A 16,135-nucleotide genomic window follows, 5' to 3' on the forward strand; every position below is an offset into this window, starting at 1 on the left:
TTCTTCAACTTTTTCAATATCCTTTCCGCTCCTCCCCTCTCTTTCACCTTACCCCCACCTTCACTTATCTCCTCGGCACGACTTCTCCTCGCCTCCGTACACATTCCCATCTTCTTTGGAAAGCATTCCTTCAAGTAAAAACACACTCCCTCTAAAACCTCCTACCTAAAGGCATTTAAGAGCAAAGCCTGAGACTTACTACAACTCGCCGTAACGAGTTACCATAACTCTCTTCAGAGACTTACCATAACTCATCTAAGCGACTTACCACAACTCGTCATGACGAGTTGTGGTAAGTCGCTAGCCCATATCCTAAACAAAACATATAACGCTGACAATAAGCACAATATAATGCCCTAGGGAAGGGCATAAGAATAACCTAAGACTGAATTTGAGTAAGACATCCCCAACCCTGCACTCAACGTCAGCAACAGGGAGAATATATGGGACACAACAGATCTCTCCGCTCGACTCCCTAGCCTAAGGACAGAGCCAGAGCCTCGTCTGACCAATAAAGAGATGGCCTCTATCCTCCCTCCGCTACAGACAAATAGAGATAATCCATTACCCTTTTTCCCCACAAGGCAGCCTCATCTAACCTTGACTATATGGGGACAACATATCCCTAGAAATACCGACCTTTGCTCCATGACTCAGCCTACTATACAGAGATACCCCTTCAATAGCCCCTCCAGCCTCGGTCTCGAGGTCAAGCCCCTTACCTTCCTCAGCGAGAAGGCAGAGAAAGCAAGTGCCATCCATCGGGCGGACTTTTACCTGCTCCTATGGGTCGAGGAGGGGAGGCTCAGCCTAAGCCTAGACTTCGAGGACGTCTGCATCAGAGACGAAGAAGCCCTACTCATCTCACCAGGGCAGGTCGTGCGCTTCTGTCTCGATAGCCTGCCGAAGGGCTTCGCCGTGCTCTTCGTCCCCGAGTTCGTAGGCGAAGCCGCTAGCGACATCCGACTCCTACACCAGCTCCTCGGCGCAAGCCTTAGGGGCTATAAGGTCAGTTCTCTACATGGGCTCCCGATCCTAGGGCTCATGCACCAGCTCATGAGAGAGCTCACAGCACAGGAGAGTGTGTACCAGCTCATCATCGCACGGAGCTGCCTGCGCATCCTGCTGGCAGAGGTGGCACGGCGCCTGCCCCATGAGGCTGAGGGAGGTGGCGAGCTGGCAGGGAGGTTCTTCGCAGCGGTCGAGGAGCATCACCACCATCTCTACAACATCCAAGACTATCAGAGACTGCTCGGGATCATGGAGAAGCAACTAGCAGGGGCTGTACGGCAGGCTGTGGGGATGACACCCAAGGCCTACCTCGACCAGCGCCGTCTGCTGGAGGCGAAGCGTCTACTGTCCTTCAGCGACCTCTCCATCAAGGAGGTCGCCTATGGGCTCGGCTTCGATGAGCCCACCAACTTCAATAAGTTCTTTCGCAAGCATGCAGGGCTTAGTCCCGGAGACTTCCGACTAGCGCAAGGTGAGCACTAGGAGCTTGTCGGCGGAGATTTACCCTACAAGGGCGAGGAAGGATTACAGCGGAGGGTAAGAGCCGCTGTACCTTTGCAGTGTAAAAAAGAAACGAACAACGTAAACAATGAAGCTCAAGGTAATCACCCTCCTCGTTGCCAGCCTCGCACTGGTCAGCTGCGACAAGAAGAACGAAGGAACCAACTCAACAGATAGCACAACTATGAATCAGAAGGAACAAGTAGTCGCTCTACTCAAGAGCATCGAGACGGGCGAGAGCGCACCCGTCGCAGTCATCAACCCCGAGAAGTACATCCAGCACAACCTCGGTATCAAGGACGGCCTAGCAGGCTTCGGCGAGGCTCTCGCTGCCCTACCCGCAGGCTCCGCACGAGTGAACACCGTACGTGCCCTACAGGATGGCGACTTCGTCATCGCCCATACGGACTACAACTTCTTCGGCCCCAAGATCGGCTTTGACATCTTCCGCTTCGAGGGAGGTAAGATCGTCGAGCATTGGGACAACCTTCAGGAGAAGCCGGCTACAGCGAACCCCAGCGGTCACACCATGATCGATGGCACCACCAAAGTCAAGGATCTCGACAAAACCGAGGAGAACAAGAAGCTAGTCGCCCAGTTCGTCTCGGATGTCCTGCAGGGCAAGGCTCCCGAGAAGCTCACAAGCTACTTCGATGGCGACAACTACATCCAGCACAACCCTGCCATCGCCGACGGGCTCTCTGGGCTGGGCGCTGCACTCGAGGCAATGGCTAAGCAAGGCATCGCAATGACCTACGATCGTGTGCACAAGGTATTAGGCGAAGGGAACTTTGTCCTCGCCATCAGCGAAGGGAGCTTCGGGGGTAAGGCCGTGACCTTCTACGACCTCTTCCGTGTCGAAGGCGGCAAGATAGCAGAGCACTGGGACGTCGTCGAACCCGTCCTCCCCGCCGAACAGCACCAAAACAAGAACGGGAAATTCAGCTTCTAAGGCCAGCCCCATCTCTCCTTCTTATACCAAAGACGTCCCCCGCCCGTGCTACAACTCTATAGCACGGGCGGGGGACTTATTTCACTTGCACCCCTAATTAGCAAAGAGTCTCTCACTCTGGGCAAAATATAGATACTCTCTGGCCAAAACATAGAGATATACCACCCACTAGAATATAAAAAGAAGAGGCTGTACCCATCGATGTGGGTACAGCCTCTCGTATTAACTAGCTTAAATCAGAGCATTACTCAGCTACTGCAAGGACTTCGTCATCGAAGGAAGCTGAGGCCGCTAGAGCCTTCTGATGCTCCACCTCAGGCATCACTACGAGTCGCTTGTACTCACGCAGCCCCGTACCGGCAGGGATCAAGTGACCACAGATGACATTCTCCTTTAGACCCTCAAGGGTGTCGACCTTACCATTGATGGCTGCATCGTTGAGCACCTTCGTGGTCTCCTGGAAGGAGGCTGCGGACATGAAGCTCTTCGTCTGTAGGGCAGCACGTGTGATCCCCTGGAGGATCTGGCGGGCAGTTGCAGGCTTGGCTTCACGTACCTCTACGGTGCGGAGGTCACGGCGCTTGAGGGAGCTATTCTCATCACGGAGCTTACGCAGAGTGACGATCTGCCCTGGGCTGAGCGTCTCGGAGTCGCCAGCGTCGGTGACCACGACCTTGCCCCATAGGCGGTCGTTCTCCTCCATAACCTCTAGCTTATCGACGACCTGCTGCTCGAGGAAGAGCGTATCCCCTGGATCGAGAATCTCTACCTTGCGCATCATCTGACGTACGATGACCTCGAAGTGCTTATCGTTGATCTTCACACCCTGTAGACGGTAGACGTCCTGTACTTCGTTCACGATGTACTCCTGGACAGCCGTGGGGCCCTTGATCTCAAGGATATCCGTAGGCGTAATGGCACCATCGGAGAGAGGCATACCCGCATAGACGGAGTCACCCTCTTGGACGAGGATTTGCTTCGAGGTGGGGACAAGATACTTACGTTCGGCACCGAGCTTTGTGGTGACGATGACCTCACGATTACCACGCTTGAGGCTCTTACCGAAGGAGACCACCCCATCGACCTCTGCTACAACAGCAGGATTGGAAGGATTGCGAGCTTCGAAGAGCTCTGTCACACGAGGTAGCCCCCCCGTGATGTCGCCTGCCTTACTCATAGAGCGAGGAATCTTAGCAAGCGTTTCCCCAACCTTGATTGCCTTATGGTTGTCCTGTACGATGTGAGCACCGAGAGGAAGGTTGTAGTTACGGATAATATTGCCCTTCGCATCTTCGATATGGATACCTGGGACAAGGTTACGATCCTTAGACTCAATGATAATCATCTCCTTCAGACCTGAAGCCTCATCCGACTCGACACGATAGGTAGAGCCTTCGATGAGGTTATCGAAGACAACCTTACCAGAGACTTCAGAGATGATAAGGGCGTTGAATGGGTCGAACTCAAAGAGCGTCTCACCCTTCTTTACCTCCTGACCTTCATCAAAGAAGAGCTTAGCACCATAAGGTACCTTCACGGAGCGAAGGACAATCTTTGTGTTCTTGTCGGAAATCTTGAGTTCAGTCATTCGGCTTACCACGATCTTCTGTGGTGCTTCACCATCCTGACCAGCGACCTCAGCGACACGAAGATCATCGAAGGTCACGATACCATCATACTTGGCAGCGACGCTATTGCGGGTAGCGACGTTCGAAGCAACCCCCCCGACGTGGAACGTACGGAGCGTAAGCTGTGTACCAGGCTCACCGATGGACTGGGCAGCGATAACACCGACAACCTCACCCTTCTGGACGAGGATGTTGGTAGCGAGGTTACGACCATAGCACTTGGCGCAGACACCCTTCTTGGACTCACAGGTGAGCACAGAGCGAATCTCAACCTGCTCAATAGGTGAAGCCTGAATCAGCTCGGCAGCAGCCTCACGAATCTCTTCGCCTGCATGGACGATGATCTCACCCGTAGAGGGGTGGATGATGTCATGGACAGAGACACGTCCAAGGATACGCTCATAGAGGGTAGCTACGATTTCGTCATCGTTATCCTCCTTGGTGAGCTCAGTAGCAACAAGGCCACGGAGCGTACCACAGTCCTCCTCGGTCACGATCACATCCTGAGAGACGTCTACGAGACGACGGGTGAGGTACCCTGCGTCGGCAGTCTTCAGAGCGGTATCGGCAAGACCCTTACGAGCACCGTGGGTAGAGATGAAGTACTCGAGCACGGAAAGACCTTCCTTGAAGTTAGAGAGAATTGGGTTCTCAATGATCTGTCCCCCTTCGCTCCCGCTCTTCTGAGGCTTAGCCATAAGACCACGGATACCGGAGAGCTGACGAATCTGTTCCTTCGAACCACGAGCCCCAGAGTCCATCATCATGAAGACGGAGTTGAAGCCCTGGTTGTCTTCACTCAGGTGCTTCATCAGGATGCCTGTGAGCTGGCTATTGACATGCGTCCAGGTGTCGATGATCTGATTGTAGCGTTCGTTGTTCGTAATGAACCCTCCGCTATAGTTCATCATAATCTCATCGACAGCCTCGTACCCTTCGGCGATTAGCTTAGCCTTCTCCTCTGGGATGATGACGTCACCGAGGTTAAAGGATAGCCCACCCTTGAAGGCCATGTAGTACCCGAGGTTCTTGATGTCATCAAGGAACTGTGCCGTCGTAGCCACACCGCAGATCTTGATCACACGACCGATGATGTCACGGAGGGACTTCTTACCTAGTACTTCGTTCACGTAGCCGACTTCCTTAGGCACATATTCATTGACGAGGAGGCGCCCCATCGAAGTATCGACCATGTGACGGACGGGCTCGCCATCCTTCATGTCGTCCACATAAACCTTAATCGGAGCATGGAGATCTATCTTACCTTCGTTGTAGGCAATGGTAGCCTCTTCTACACCATAGAAGGTATAGCCGCTACCCTTAGCCCCGGGACGGAGCTTGGTGATATAGTAGAGCCCGAGCACCATGTCCTGTGAAGGGACGGTAATCGGCGCACCATTGGCAGGGTTGAGAATGTTGTGCGAGGCAAGCATGAGCATCTGAGCCTCGAGGATAGCTTCGTTGCCAAGGGGGAGGTGGACAGCCATCTGGTCACCATCGAAGTCGGCGTTGAAGGCCGTACAAGATAGTGGATGGAGCTGGATAGCCTTACCCTCGATCATCTTGGGCTGGAAGGCCTGGATACCAAGTCGGTGCAGGGTAGGAGCACGGTTCAAGAGGACGGGGTGTCCCTTCATCACGTACTCAAGGATGTCCCATACGACAGGGTCCTTACGATCGACGACCTTCTTGGCACTCTTGACGGTCTTGACGATACCACGCTCAATGAGCTTACGGATGATAAATGGCTTATAGAGCTCAGCTGCCATGTACTTAGGCAGACCGCATTCGTGCATCTTCAGCTCTGGGCCTACGACGATGACCGAACGTGCGGAGTAGTCTACACGCTTACCGAGGAGGTTCTGACGGAAACGTCCCTGCTTCCCCTTCAGGCTATCCGAGAGGGACTTGAGCGGACGATTGTTGTCAGAGCGTACGGCACTAGACTTACGGGAGTTATCGAAGAGCGAGTCAACCGCCTCCTGGAGCATACGCTTCTCGTTACGAAGGATGACCTCAGGAGCCTTGATCTCAATCATGCGCTTTAGGCGGTTGTTACGAATGATCACACGACGATAGAGGTCGTTGAGGTCAGACGTAGCGAAGCGGCCACCATCCAGAGGAACAAGCGGGCGCAGATCGGGTGGGATGACGGGGAGTACCTTCATGATCATCCACTCGGGACGATTGATGTTCTTAGAGGCACGGAAGCTCTCGACTACTTGTAGACGCTTGAGCGCTTCGCTCTTCCTCTGCTGTGAACCATCGGTGCTAGCCTTATGACGTAGCTCGTAAGAGAGGGCGTCAAGATCAAGGCGAGCGAGCATATCGTAAACAGCCTCAGCCCCTGTCTTACAGATAAACTTGTCGGGATCGGTATCCTCGAGTTGTGCGTTACCTGGATACTCCTGATCTAGGTAATCAAGATACTCAAGGTACTGCTCCTCAGTGAAGACAGGATTGGGATCCTTCTCTAGGGACTTGGCTGCAGACTCCTTGACAAGGTCTTCGTTGATACGAGCAGCGAGTACCCCGGGCTGAATGAGGACATAGCGCTCATAGTAAATAATGGACTCGAGCTTCTTGGTAGAAAGACCAAGGAGATAGCCCATCTTGTTCGGTAGTGAACGGAAGTACCAAACGTGAGCAATGGGCACCTCGAGCTTGATGTGCCCCATGCGCTCACGGCGCACTTTCTTCTCCGTGACTTCTACACCGCAACGGTCACAGACGATGCCACGATAGCGGATACGCTTGTACTTACCACAATGGCACTCAAAGTCCTTGACGGGACCGAAGATGCGTTCGCAGAAGAGCCCATCACGCTCGGGCTTATAGGTACGGTAATTGACGGTCTCGGGCTTGAGCACCTCACCGCTTGAGTTCTCTAAGATCTCCTCTGGGGAGGCCAGAGAAATCCGAATCTGGGAGAAATTACTCTTTATCTTATTGTCTTTCTTGAAAGCCATAATCAAGCTGGGGAATGAATCGTTGTCTCAAGGTTCTATCCTTTGGGTGGGGGTATCCGCAGAGGGGGAGAAGGTACTACCACAACCTCTAGGCAGGTATCGGGGGAAACTCGTCCGACGTTACGGGGGAAACCCTAAGCACTTACAAGGGGAACCATCCAGAGAGGGGGAGAAAATGAGTATTATCAGTAGCTCCACCCCTCTCTTCACCCTAGGAGGTCTCCGTAGGTGGAGAGAGGGAGGAAGCTAATTCGGAATCTTAATCAAGCGAGAAGCTGAGACCAAGCCCCTTCAGTTCGTTCAGCAGTACGTTGAGCGACTCTGGGATGCCTGGCGTAGGCATCGGATCTCCCTTCACAATCGCTTCGTAGGCCTTAGAGCGTCCGTGGACGTCGTCGGACTTGATTGTGAGGATCTCCTGTAGGATATGTGAAGCACCGAAGGCTTCAAGTGCCCAGACTTCCATCTCCCCGAAACGCTGACCACCATGCTGAGCCTTACCGCCAAGAGGCTGCTGCGTGATCAGAGAGTAAGGCCCGATGGAACGAGCGTGCATCTTGTCATCGACCATGTGACCGAGCTTGAGGAAGTAAGTGACCCCAACCGTAGCAGGCTGGTCAAACTGCTCACCCGTACCACCATCGAAGAGGTAGGTCTTACCGTTGCGGGGAAGCCCTGCCTTGTCGGTCCATTCGTTCATATCGTCGAGGGAAGCCCCATCAAAGATAGGAGTGGCAAACTTGCAGTCCAGACGTCGTCCAGCCCATGCGAGGACAGCCTCGAAGATCTGACCGAGGTTCATTCGCGAAGGCACCCCCAGAGGGTTCAGACAGAGATCCACAGGAGTACCATCGGCCAGGAAGGGCATATCTTCCTGACGAACGACCTTAGAGACAATACCCTTATTACCGTGACGACCAGCCATCTTGTCCCCTACCTGGATCTTACGCTTCTTGGCAATGTAGACCTTAGCCATCTGGATGATCCCAGAAGGTAGCTCGTCTCCCATCGTCTCGTCAAGCTTGCGACGACGAAGCTCGGAGTCGTACTCCTTCGCCTTCTTCAGATAGTTAGATACGACTTCGCCGATTAGCTTATCGGTATGCTCATTGCCCGTCCAACCAGAGACGATGATCTCATTGTAGTTCAGTGCCTCGAGCTCAGCACGTGTGAACTTCGTTCCCTTACGGAGCTTTTCTACCCCGAGGAAGTCCTTCACACTGCTCTTACAGGTCTTACCCGAGCACAGCTTAAAGAGACGATCAATGAAACTATTTCTAAGTTCAGCCTGCTTACGCTCACCCTTTTCATCGAGGAGAGCAACAGCCTCCTTCAGCTCAGCACGGTTCTTCTTCGTAGCCTTAGAGTAGAGCTTGGTGTCGATAACAACACCACGGAGTGAAGGAGTAGCCTTAAGCGAAGCATCCTTGACGTCCCCAGCCTTGTCCCCGAAGATAGCACGAAGGAGCTTCTCTTCTGGAGTAGGATCGGACTCACCCTTTGGAGTAATCTTACCGATAAGAATATCGCCTGGGTTCACACGAGCCCCGATACGGATGATACCGTTTTCATCAAGGTTCTTCGTGGCATCTTCCCCAACGTTCGGGATGTCACTCGTAAGCTCTTCCATACCACGCTTCGTCTCACGCACCTCCAGCGTATATTCGTCTACGTGCACAGAGGTGAAGAAGTCTTCACGAACAAGGCGCTCATTGAGCACAATAGCATCCTCATAGTTGTACCCCTTCCAAGGCATGTAAGCCACCTGGACATTTCGACCAAGGGCAAGCTCACCAGCCTGTGTGGAGTACCCTTCGGTAAGGATGTCTCCAGCCTCGACACGCTGCCCCTTGAAGCAGATGGGGCGTAGGTCGATAGTCGTGCTCTGGTTGGTCTTGCGGAACTTGGGGAGGTTGTAGGTCGTGATGGGATCCTCGAAGCTAACGAAGACCTCATCCTCGGTACGATCATAGCGGATCTTAATGCAGGTCGCATCGACGAAGACCACTTCACCGGTACGCTCAGCCACGATCTGTGTACGAGAGTCACGCACTAGCTGCCCCTCAATACCCGTACCTACGATAGGAGCCTCGGGACGAAGGAGGGGAACAGCCTGACGCATCATGTTCGATCCCATGAGGGCACGGTTAGCGTCATCGTGCTCTAGGAATGGAATGAGAGAGGCCGCAATGGAAGCAATCTGCGTAGGAGCAACGTCCATGAGCTGTACCTCACTAGGAGACACAACTGGGAAGTCGGCTTCCTTACGAGCCTTGACTGCATCACGGATGAAGCGACCAGCATTATCTAGGGGGGCATTCCCCTGAGCTACGACGAGTTCTTCTTCCTCCTCTGCTGTGTAATATTGTAGTCCTTCCTCAGAGAAGTCTACACGACCATTCTTCACCGAGCGGTAAGGAGTGGCAATGAAGCCAAGGTCATTGATCTTCGCATAGACACAGAGGGAGGAGATAAGACCGATGTTAGGTCCTTCAGGCGTCTCAATAGGACAGAGACGGCCATAGTGGGTATAGTGTACGTCACGTACCTCGAAGCCCGCACGCTCACGAGAGAGACCACCCGGTCCCAGAGCCGAGAGACGGCGCTTGTGGGTAATCTCTGCCAGAGGGTTCGTCTGGTCCATGAACTGAGATAGAGCGTTCGTACCAAAGAAAGAATTGACAACAGAGGACAGAGCCTTTGCATTGATCAAATCGGTAGGTACGAAGACTTCGTTGTCACGTACATTCATACGCTCACGTACTGTACGAGCCATACGTGCAAGCCCCACACCAAACTGGTTATAGAGCTGCTCACCAACTGTACGTACACGGCGATTGGAGAGGTGGTCGATATCGTCCACCACTTCCTTAGAATTCACAAGCCCGACAAGGTACTTGATGATTGCCACGATGTCCTCGTTGGTCAGGACACGATTGTCGGGGTCGATGTCTAGACCTAGCTTCTTGTTGATTCGATAACGCCCTACTTCCCCAAGATCGTAACGCTTGTCAGAGAAGAAGAGATTTGCCAATACTTCACGTGCATTGGACTCATCTGCAGGATCAGCATTACGTAGCTGGCGGTACGTATAATAGAGAGCATCATGCTCCGAGTTACAAGGGTCCTTCTGGAGCGTATTGAAGATAAGGGCGTAGTCCAGAGAGTCCTCCGTTCTCTCCTTATGGAGAAGGATGGTCTTATTACTTGACTCCAGGATGAGGTCTATATTGTCTTCCGTGATCTCAGCCTCGCGCTCTACAAGCACAGTGATACGCTCCATGGAGACGACCTCACCCGTATCCTCATCACTGAGGTCATCGATGTAGGTCTTCGTGACACGCCCTGCTAGGCGTCGGCCAACATGCTTTTCGAGGTTAGCACGTGTCACCTTTATCTCTTCAGAGAGATCGAAAAGGTCTAAGATCTGCTTATCAGACTCAAAGCCAATGGCACGCAACAAGGTCGTCACTGGGAGCTTCTTCTTACGATCGATGTAAGCATACATGACATTGTTAATGTCTGTTGCAAACTCAATCCAAGAGCCCTTGAACGGAATGATACGTGCGGAGTAAAGCTGAGAGCCGTTGGTGTGGGTACTTGTCCCAAAGAATACGCCAGGCGAACGATGGAGCTGAGAGACAACTACACGCTCAGCACCATTGATAACAAACGTACCCGACTCAGTCATATAAGGGATGTAACCCAAGAAGACATCTTGCACAACAGTGCTGAAGTCCTCATGGTCGGGATCCGTACAAGAGAGCTTAAGCTTGGCCTTAAGTGGCACGCTATAGGTTAGGCCACGGCTGAAACACTCCTCAATGGTGTATTTAGGAGGATCGACATAGTAGTCGAGAAACTCGAGGATAAAGTTATTCCGCGTGTCTGCAATGGGGAAGTTCTCGTTAAATACCCGATAGAGCCCCTCTGATTTGCGGGACTCTGTAGCGGTATCCAGCTGGAAAAAGTCGCGGAAAGACTTCAATTGTACTTCGAGGAAGTCCGGGAAGACAAGCGGATTCTTGATCGAAGCAAAGTTGATTCTCCGTTTTTGTGGATTGGCGGCCATCTATTTATTGCTTGAGGTAATAAGAGTACGGATTCGTTGTTCTTAGACACGAAATGGTTAAGATCCCCCTCGTCGGGGGATCTTAACCATAATCACCTGATTTCAGGCGCTATAGTGGTAGCTTACTTAAGTTCTACTTCAGCACCAGCTTCCTCAAGAGCCTTCTTGAGAGCCTCTGCTGTAGCCTTATCTACACCCTCCTTCACAGGAGCAGGAGCAGCGTCTACGATGTCCTTAGCTTCCTTGAGGCCAAGACCACAGTGTTCCTTAACAGCCTTTACTACCTGGAGCTTAGCAGCACCAGCGCTCTTGAGGATTACATCGAAAGAAGACTTCTCTTCTTCCTGTCCTCCTTCTGCTGGGCCAGCTACGACAACAGCTGCAGCTGCTGGTTCGATTCCGTACTCATCCTTAAGGATAGCTGCGAGTTCGCTTACTTCCTTTACCGTCAGGTTTACAAGCTGTTCGGCAATTGCTTTGATATCTGCCATGTCGATTGATTATTTCGTTTGTTTTCTTGTTCTTGTTTACTACTAGGGTTGAGCTTCTCGTTACTCTGCCGCAGCATCTGCAACCGCCTCACCGCCCTTTTCGCCCTTATTCTCAAGAGCAGAGACGAGATTGCGGATAGGAGATTGAAGCAGGGCAATAACGTCGGCGATAAGCTCCTCCTTGCTCTTAATTGAGACAAGCTCTGAGAGCTGATCTGCGCCATAGAAGCCTGTTTCTGCGTAAGCTGCCTTGAGACGAAGCTTAGACTCTTCCTTCTTGTCCTTAGCAAAGTCCTTGATGATCTTAGCTGGGGCATTGGCTACCGTGGTGAACATGATAGCGGTATTACCCTTAAGCGCAGAGTACAAGGTTGCAAAGTCCACATCAGACTCAGAGAGAGCCCTACGAAGGAGAGTATTCTTAGCTACGACGAGCTTGATACCACCCTTGTTACACGCACGACGCAGCTGAGCAGTCTTCTCAGCATCGAGACCTTCTATATTCGTCAAGTAGAAGTGTGGGTACTCGTTCAGGTAGCTCTTGAGCTGCTCTACTACTGCACCTTTATTTTCCTTTCTCATGATTTCTTCCTTTGCTGTTATTCTTCTATTGACTTAGGATCGATCTTGATACTCGGGCTCATAGTGCTAGAGAGGTAGATGCTCTTGACATAAGTCCCCTTAGCAGCCGTTGGCTTGAGACGAATGAGCGTAGAGATGATCTCATGAGCATTGTCGTAGATCTGTTCGGGAGAGAAGGAGACCTTACCGATTGAGGTATGCACGATACCCGTCTTATCTACCTTGAAGTCAATCTTACCAGACTTCACTTCCTTCACAGCTGCAGCAACGTCATTGGTCACTGTACCACTCTTTGGGTTAGGCATGAGACCACGAGGGCCGAGGACACGACCAAGAGCACCAATCTTACCCATGATAGCAGGCATCGTGATAATCACGTCTATTTCAGTCCAGCCACCACGAATCTTCTCGATATACTCATCTAGTCCTACATAGTCGGCACCAGCAGCTTGCGCTTCTGCCTCCTTGTCGGGAGTACATAGAGCAAGCACACGCACCTGCTTACCCGTACCATGAGGAAGGGTAACGACACCACGGACCATTTGATTTGCCTTGCGAGGATCTACACCGAGGCGAACATCCACATCGATGGAAGCATCGAACTTAGTGTCGGTAATCTCCTTTACAAGAGCTGCTGCTTCCTTGAGTGAATAGGCTTTCCCTGGCTCGATCTTGCTAAAAGCTATCTTTTGCTTTTTCGTAAGTTTACTCATCTTTGCTTGATGTATTAGTTACCGGGAAATTCGCCCTTTACAGTGATACCCATACTGCGAGCTGTACCAGCTACGATCTTCATCGCAGCTTCCACAGTGAAGCAGTTTAGGTCTACGATCTTATCCTGTGCAATCGCGCGAACCTGATCCCACGTTAGCTCAGCCACCTTGTTTCGGTTAGGCTGTGCAGAGCCGCTCTTGAGCTTAGCTACCTCCTTGAGCTGTACTGCCACGGGGGGGGTCTTAACGATGAAATCAAAAGACTTATCAGCGTAGTAGGTAATCACCACAGGGAGTACCTTACCAGCCTGGTCTTGAGTCCTGGCGTTGAATTGCTTGCAAAACTCCATTATATTGATCCCCTTAGCACCAAGAGCTGGTCCTACGGGAGGTGAGGGGTTTGCAGCCCCACCCTTAATTTGCAATTTTAGTTGTCCAGCAACTTCCTTAGCCATTTTCTTGAATCTTAAGTGTTACACACTGAACTTGCGGAGCAAAGAGTCGTCTGCGTAACCAGCCTACTCCTTCACTACCTGCGAATAACTGAGCTCCAGTGGAGTCTTTCGTCCGAACATCTTGACCATCACACGCAGCTTCTGCTTCTCAGGAGTCACCTCCTCGACAGTTGCCTCGTAGTTTGCAAACGCTCCATCAATGATGCGAACAACATCACCGACGAAGAGCTCTAGGTCATAGATGCCCTCAGAGTCTGCCATCTGGTCGACACGACCGAGGATGCGCTCCACCTCCGAACGCTTCAGTGGCTCAGGGTCTCCTCCTCGCTTTGCTCCGAGGAAGCCAATCACATTAGGGATATTGCGCAGTGTATGCGCCACATCACCCACCAGGATAGCCTCCACCAGGACGTAGCCAGGGAGATATGGACGCTCCTTGATAACCTTCTTACCTCCACGCTGAGTAACGACCTTCTCTGTAGGGATAATGACCTGTGAGACGTACTGACCAAGATTTGTATTCTTCATCTCAGCCTCCAGTTGTTCACGCACCTTTGCCTCCTTACCGCTGACGGCACGGAGCACATAGAACCTCTTTTCTGCTACTTCAGTCATAAGTAAAAATTCACCAAGAGTATGCGTCCCTAGCCCTTAACGCCAGAGATAGCACGATACACATGGCTCAGGGCAGTCTCAAATGTCTTGTCCATCGCCAAAACGACAGCAGCGATGATGAGGGAAGCAACCATCACCACCACAGCGCTATTGGTAAGCTCTGAGCGCGTAGGCCAGGATACCTTTTGTGTAAGCTCGGTGTATGAGTCGCGGAAAGCGACTCCTACTCTGTTTAGGAAACTCATTATCGTTCTTTTTCTCTTGCACGGGTTGAGAGACTCGAACTCCCGACACCTGGTTTTGGAGACCAGTGCTCTACCAACTGAGCTAAACCCGTAGACTAGATGGGTGAGGCAACGCATATTGCCTCACCCATCTGAGGTATAAAATTAGTCGAGGATCTCGGTGATCTGACCAGAACCTACCGTACGACCACCTTCACGGATAGCGAAGCGAAGACCTACGTTGCAGGCTACTGGGTAGATGAGCTCAACATTGATCTCAACGTTATCACCTGGCATCACCATTTCTACACCATCAGGGAGAGTGATCTCACCAGTTACGTCAAGCGTACGGATGTAGAACTGTGGACGATACTTGTTGTGGAATGGAGTGTGACGACCACCTTCTTCCTTCTTCAGGACGTAGACAGAAGCCTTGAAGCGAGAGTGAGGCTTAACCTGACCAGGCTTAGCGATCACCATACCACGCTTGATTTCGTTCTTGTCGATACCACGGAGGAGAAGACCAACGTTATCACCAGCCTGACCTTCGTCAAGGATCTTACGGAACATCTCTACGCCCGTAACAACAGACTTGAGGTTTTCAGCACCAAGACCGATGATCTGTACTTCGTCACCTGTGTGGATGACACCGGTTTCGATACGACCTGTAGCAACCGTACCACGACCAGTGATCGAGAATACGTCTTCGACAGGCATAAGGAAAGGCTTATCGATGTCACGTGGAGGCAGTGGGATCCATGTGTCTACTGCGTCCATGAGCTCCATAACCTTCTCTTCCCACTTAGCTTCGCCATTGAGTGCTCCAAGAGCAGAACCACGGATAACAGGAGTGTTGTCACCATCGAAATCGTAGCTAGAGAGAAGCTCACGCATGTCCATTTCGACAAGCTCAAGCATTTCTTCGTCGTCTACCATATCGCACTTGTTCATGAAGATAACAAGGCGAGGAACGTTCACCTGACGAGCTAGAAGCACGTGCTCACGAGTCTGAGGCATAGGACCATCCGTAGCAGCTACTACGATGATAGCACCGTCCATCTGAGCAGCACCCGTTACCATGTTCTTCACATAGTCAGCGTGACCTGGGCAGTCTACGTGAGCGTAGTGGCGGTTAGCCGTCTCATACTCTACGTGAGAAGTGTTGATCGTAATACCACGCTCCTTTTCTTCGGGAGCATTGTCAATAGAGTCGAACGAACGAAGCTCGGAGAGTCCCTTCTTAGCAAGCACCGTCGTGATTGCAGCAGTAAGGGTCGTCTTACCGTGGTCAACGTGACCGATCGTACCAATATTTACGTGTGGTTTCGATCTGTTAAATGTTTCTTTAGCCATAACTAAAATCTATACTATTCTTAAGAAAATATTCTCGCATCACTTTACGTTAGACTCGGCCCTGAGAGCCGATGCCGGGACTTGAACCCGGGACCTCTTCCTTACCAAGGAAGTGCTCTACCGCTGAGCTACATTGGCTTGTCTACGTAATAGCGAGGGAGGCGCTCCTCCCCATGAATTGACCTTACGACACTAGAAGCCATACGAACCAATTCGGGTGCAAATATACAGACTTTTCCCAATATACCAAAAACATACGCATGTATAATAAGCACAGCAATAGGGATAAAGCGATCCAGTCTGCTGGCACCCTATCCCCTTACCCCAAGATATCAAAGCCACATACCCCTAGTAACAAAAGGGAGAACGAGACATAAACCATCAGCAGGACTACACCTCCATAACACCCTATGACTAGGGGGCTTGCGGAGATACGCCACGAGTTACCACAACTCGCCTCGGAGACTTACCATAACTCTCCAAAACGACTTACCATAACTCGTTTGAACGAGTTACCATAACTTGCTGAAGCGAGTTACCACAACTCGCAACAGGCTCTTTGAGCACTC

General features: G+C 51.7%; 11 protein-coding genes and 2 tRNA genes. 2 read left to right on the forward strand and 11 right to left on the reverse strand.

The features are described 5' to 3' along the window. Positions 1–648 precede the first annotated feature (648 nt). Both HMPREF0636_RS05820 and HMPREF0636_RS05825 read left to right on the forward strand, forming a co-directional pair. Complete coding sequence (locus HMPREF0636_RS05820; protein WP_044169105.1) at positions 649–1,494, forward strand: AraC family transcriptional regulator; 846 nt, start codon at positions 649–651, stop codon at positions 1,492–1,494. A gap of 106 nt (positions 1,495–1,600) precedes the next feature. Continuing rightward, entirely contained in the window at positions 1,601–2,464 is an 864-nt protein-coding gene (locus HMPREF0636_RS05825) for a nuclear transport factor 2 family protein (RefSeq protein ID WP_081748413.1), read from the forward strand. Positions 2,465–2,708: 244 nt separating this feature from the next. Here the strand turns inward: HMPREF0636_RS05825 and rpoC are convergent, their stop codons facing one another. The 11 genes from rpoC to HMPREF0636_RS05880 all read right to left on the reverse strand — a co-directional run bounded on the left by rpoC (position 2,709) and on the right by HMPREF0636_RS05880 (position 15,704). After that, a complete protein-coding gene (gene rpoC / locus HMPREF0636_RS05830) occupies positions 2,709–7,061 on the reverse strand; it encodes a DNA-directed RNA polymerase subunit beta' (RefSeq protein ID WP_044169106.1) in 4,353 nt (1,450 codons plus the stop codon). A 259-nt stretch (positions 7,062–7,320) separates the two neighbouring features. Then, on the reverse strand, positions 7,321–11,133 hold the full coding sequence (gene rpoB / locus HMPREF0636_RS05835; RefSeq protein ID WP_005468471.1) for a DNA-directed RNA polymerase subunit beta: 3,813 nt from the start codon (positions 11,131–11,133) through the stop codon (positions 7,321–7,323). 122 nt (positions 11,134–11,255) lie between these two features. Next, complete coding sequence (gene rplL / locus HMPREF0636_RS05840; protein ID WP_005468467.1) at positions 11,256–11,624, reverse strand: 50S ribosomal protein L7/L12; 369 nt, start codon at positions 11,622–11,624, stop codon at positions 11,256–11,258. Between the two features lie 60 nt (positions 11,625–11,684). Then, positions 11,685–12,206: a 50S ribosomal protein L10 gene (gene rplJ, locus HMPREF0636_RS05845; RefSeq protein WP_044169107.1), complete on the reverse strand. Its 522-nt coding sequence runs from the start codon at positions 12,204–12,206 to the stop codon at positions 11,685–11,687. A gap of 17 nt (positions 12,207–12,223) precedes the next feature. Next, positions 12,224–12,919, reverse strand: a complete 696-nt coding sequence (gene rplA / locus HMPREF0636_RS05850; RefSeq protein WP_005468464.1) for a 50S ribosomal protein L1 — start codon at positions 12,917–12,919, stop codon at positions 12,224–12,226. A gap of 14 nt (positions 12,920–12,933) precedes the next feature. Further along, entirely contained in the window at positions 12,934–13,374 is a 441-nt protein-coding gene (gene rplK, locus HMPREF0636_RS05855) for a 50S ribosomal protein L11 (protein WP_005468463.1), read from the reverse strand. 63 nt (positions 13,375–13,437) lie between these two features. Then, the gene (nusG, locus tag HMPREF0636_RS05860) at positions 13,438–13,989 is read right to left on the reverse strand and encodes a transcription termination/antitermination protein NusG (RefSeq protein ID WP_005468462.1); all 552 of its coding nucleotides are present in this window, start codon (positions 13,987–13,989) and stop codon (positions 13,438–13,440) included. 29 nt (positions 13,990–14,018) lie between these two features. Continuing rightward, positions 14,019–14,234 carry a preprotein translocase subunit SecE gene (secE, locus tag HMPREF0636_RS08350; protein WP_005468461.1) on the reverse strand — a complete coding sequence of 72 codons (216 nt, stop codon included), beginning with the start codon at positions 14,232–14,234 and terminating at the stop codon, positions 14,019–14,021. A 19-nt stretch (positions 14,235–14,253) separates the two neighbouring features. Beyond that, positions 14,254–14,326 (reverse strand) — tRNA-Trp (locus HMPREF0636_RS05870). Between the two features lie 52 nt (positions 14,327–14,378). Beyond that, on the reverse strand, positions 14,379–15,566 hold the full coding sequence (gene tuf / locus HMPREF0636_RS05875) for an elongation factor Tu (RefSeq protein WP_044169109.1): 1,188 nt from the start codon (positions 15,564–15,566) through the stop codon (positions 14,379–14,381). 66 nt (positions 15,567–15,632) lie between these two features. Next, positions 15,633–15,704 (reverse strand) — tRNA-Thr (locus tag HMPREF0636_RS05880). Positions 15,705–16,135 lie beyond the last annotated feature (431 nt).

The organism is Porphyromonas catoniae ATCC 51270, assembly GCF_000565015.1.
Classification (GTDB): Bacteria; Bacteroidota; Bacteroidia; order Bacteroidales; family Porphyromonadaceae; genus Porphyromonas; species Porphyromonas catoniae.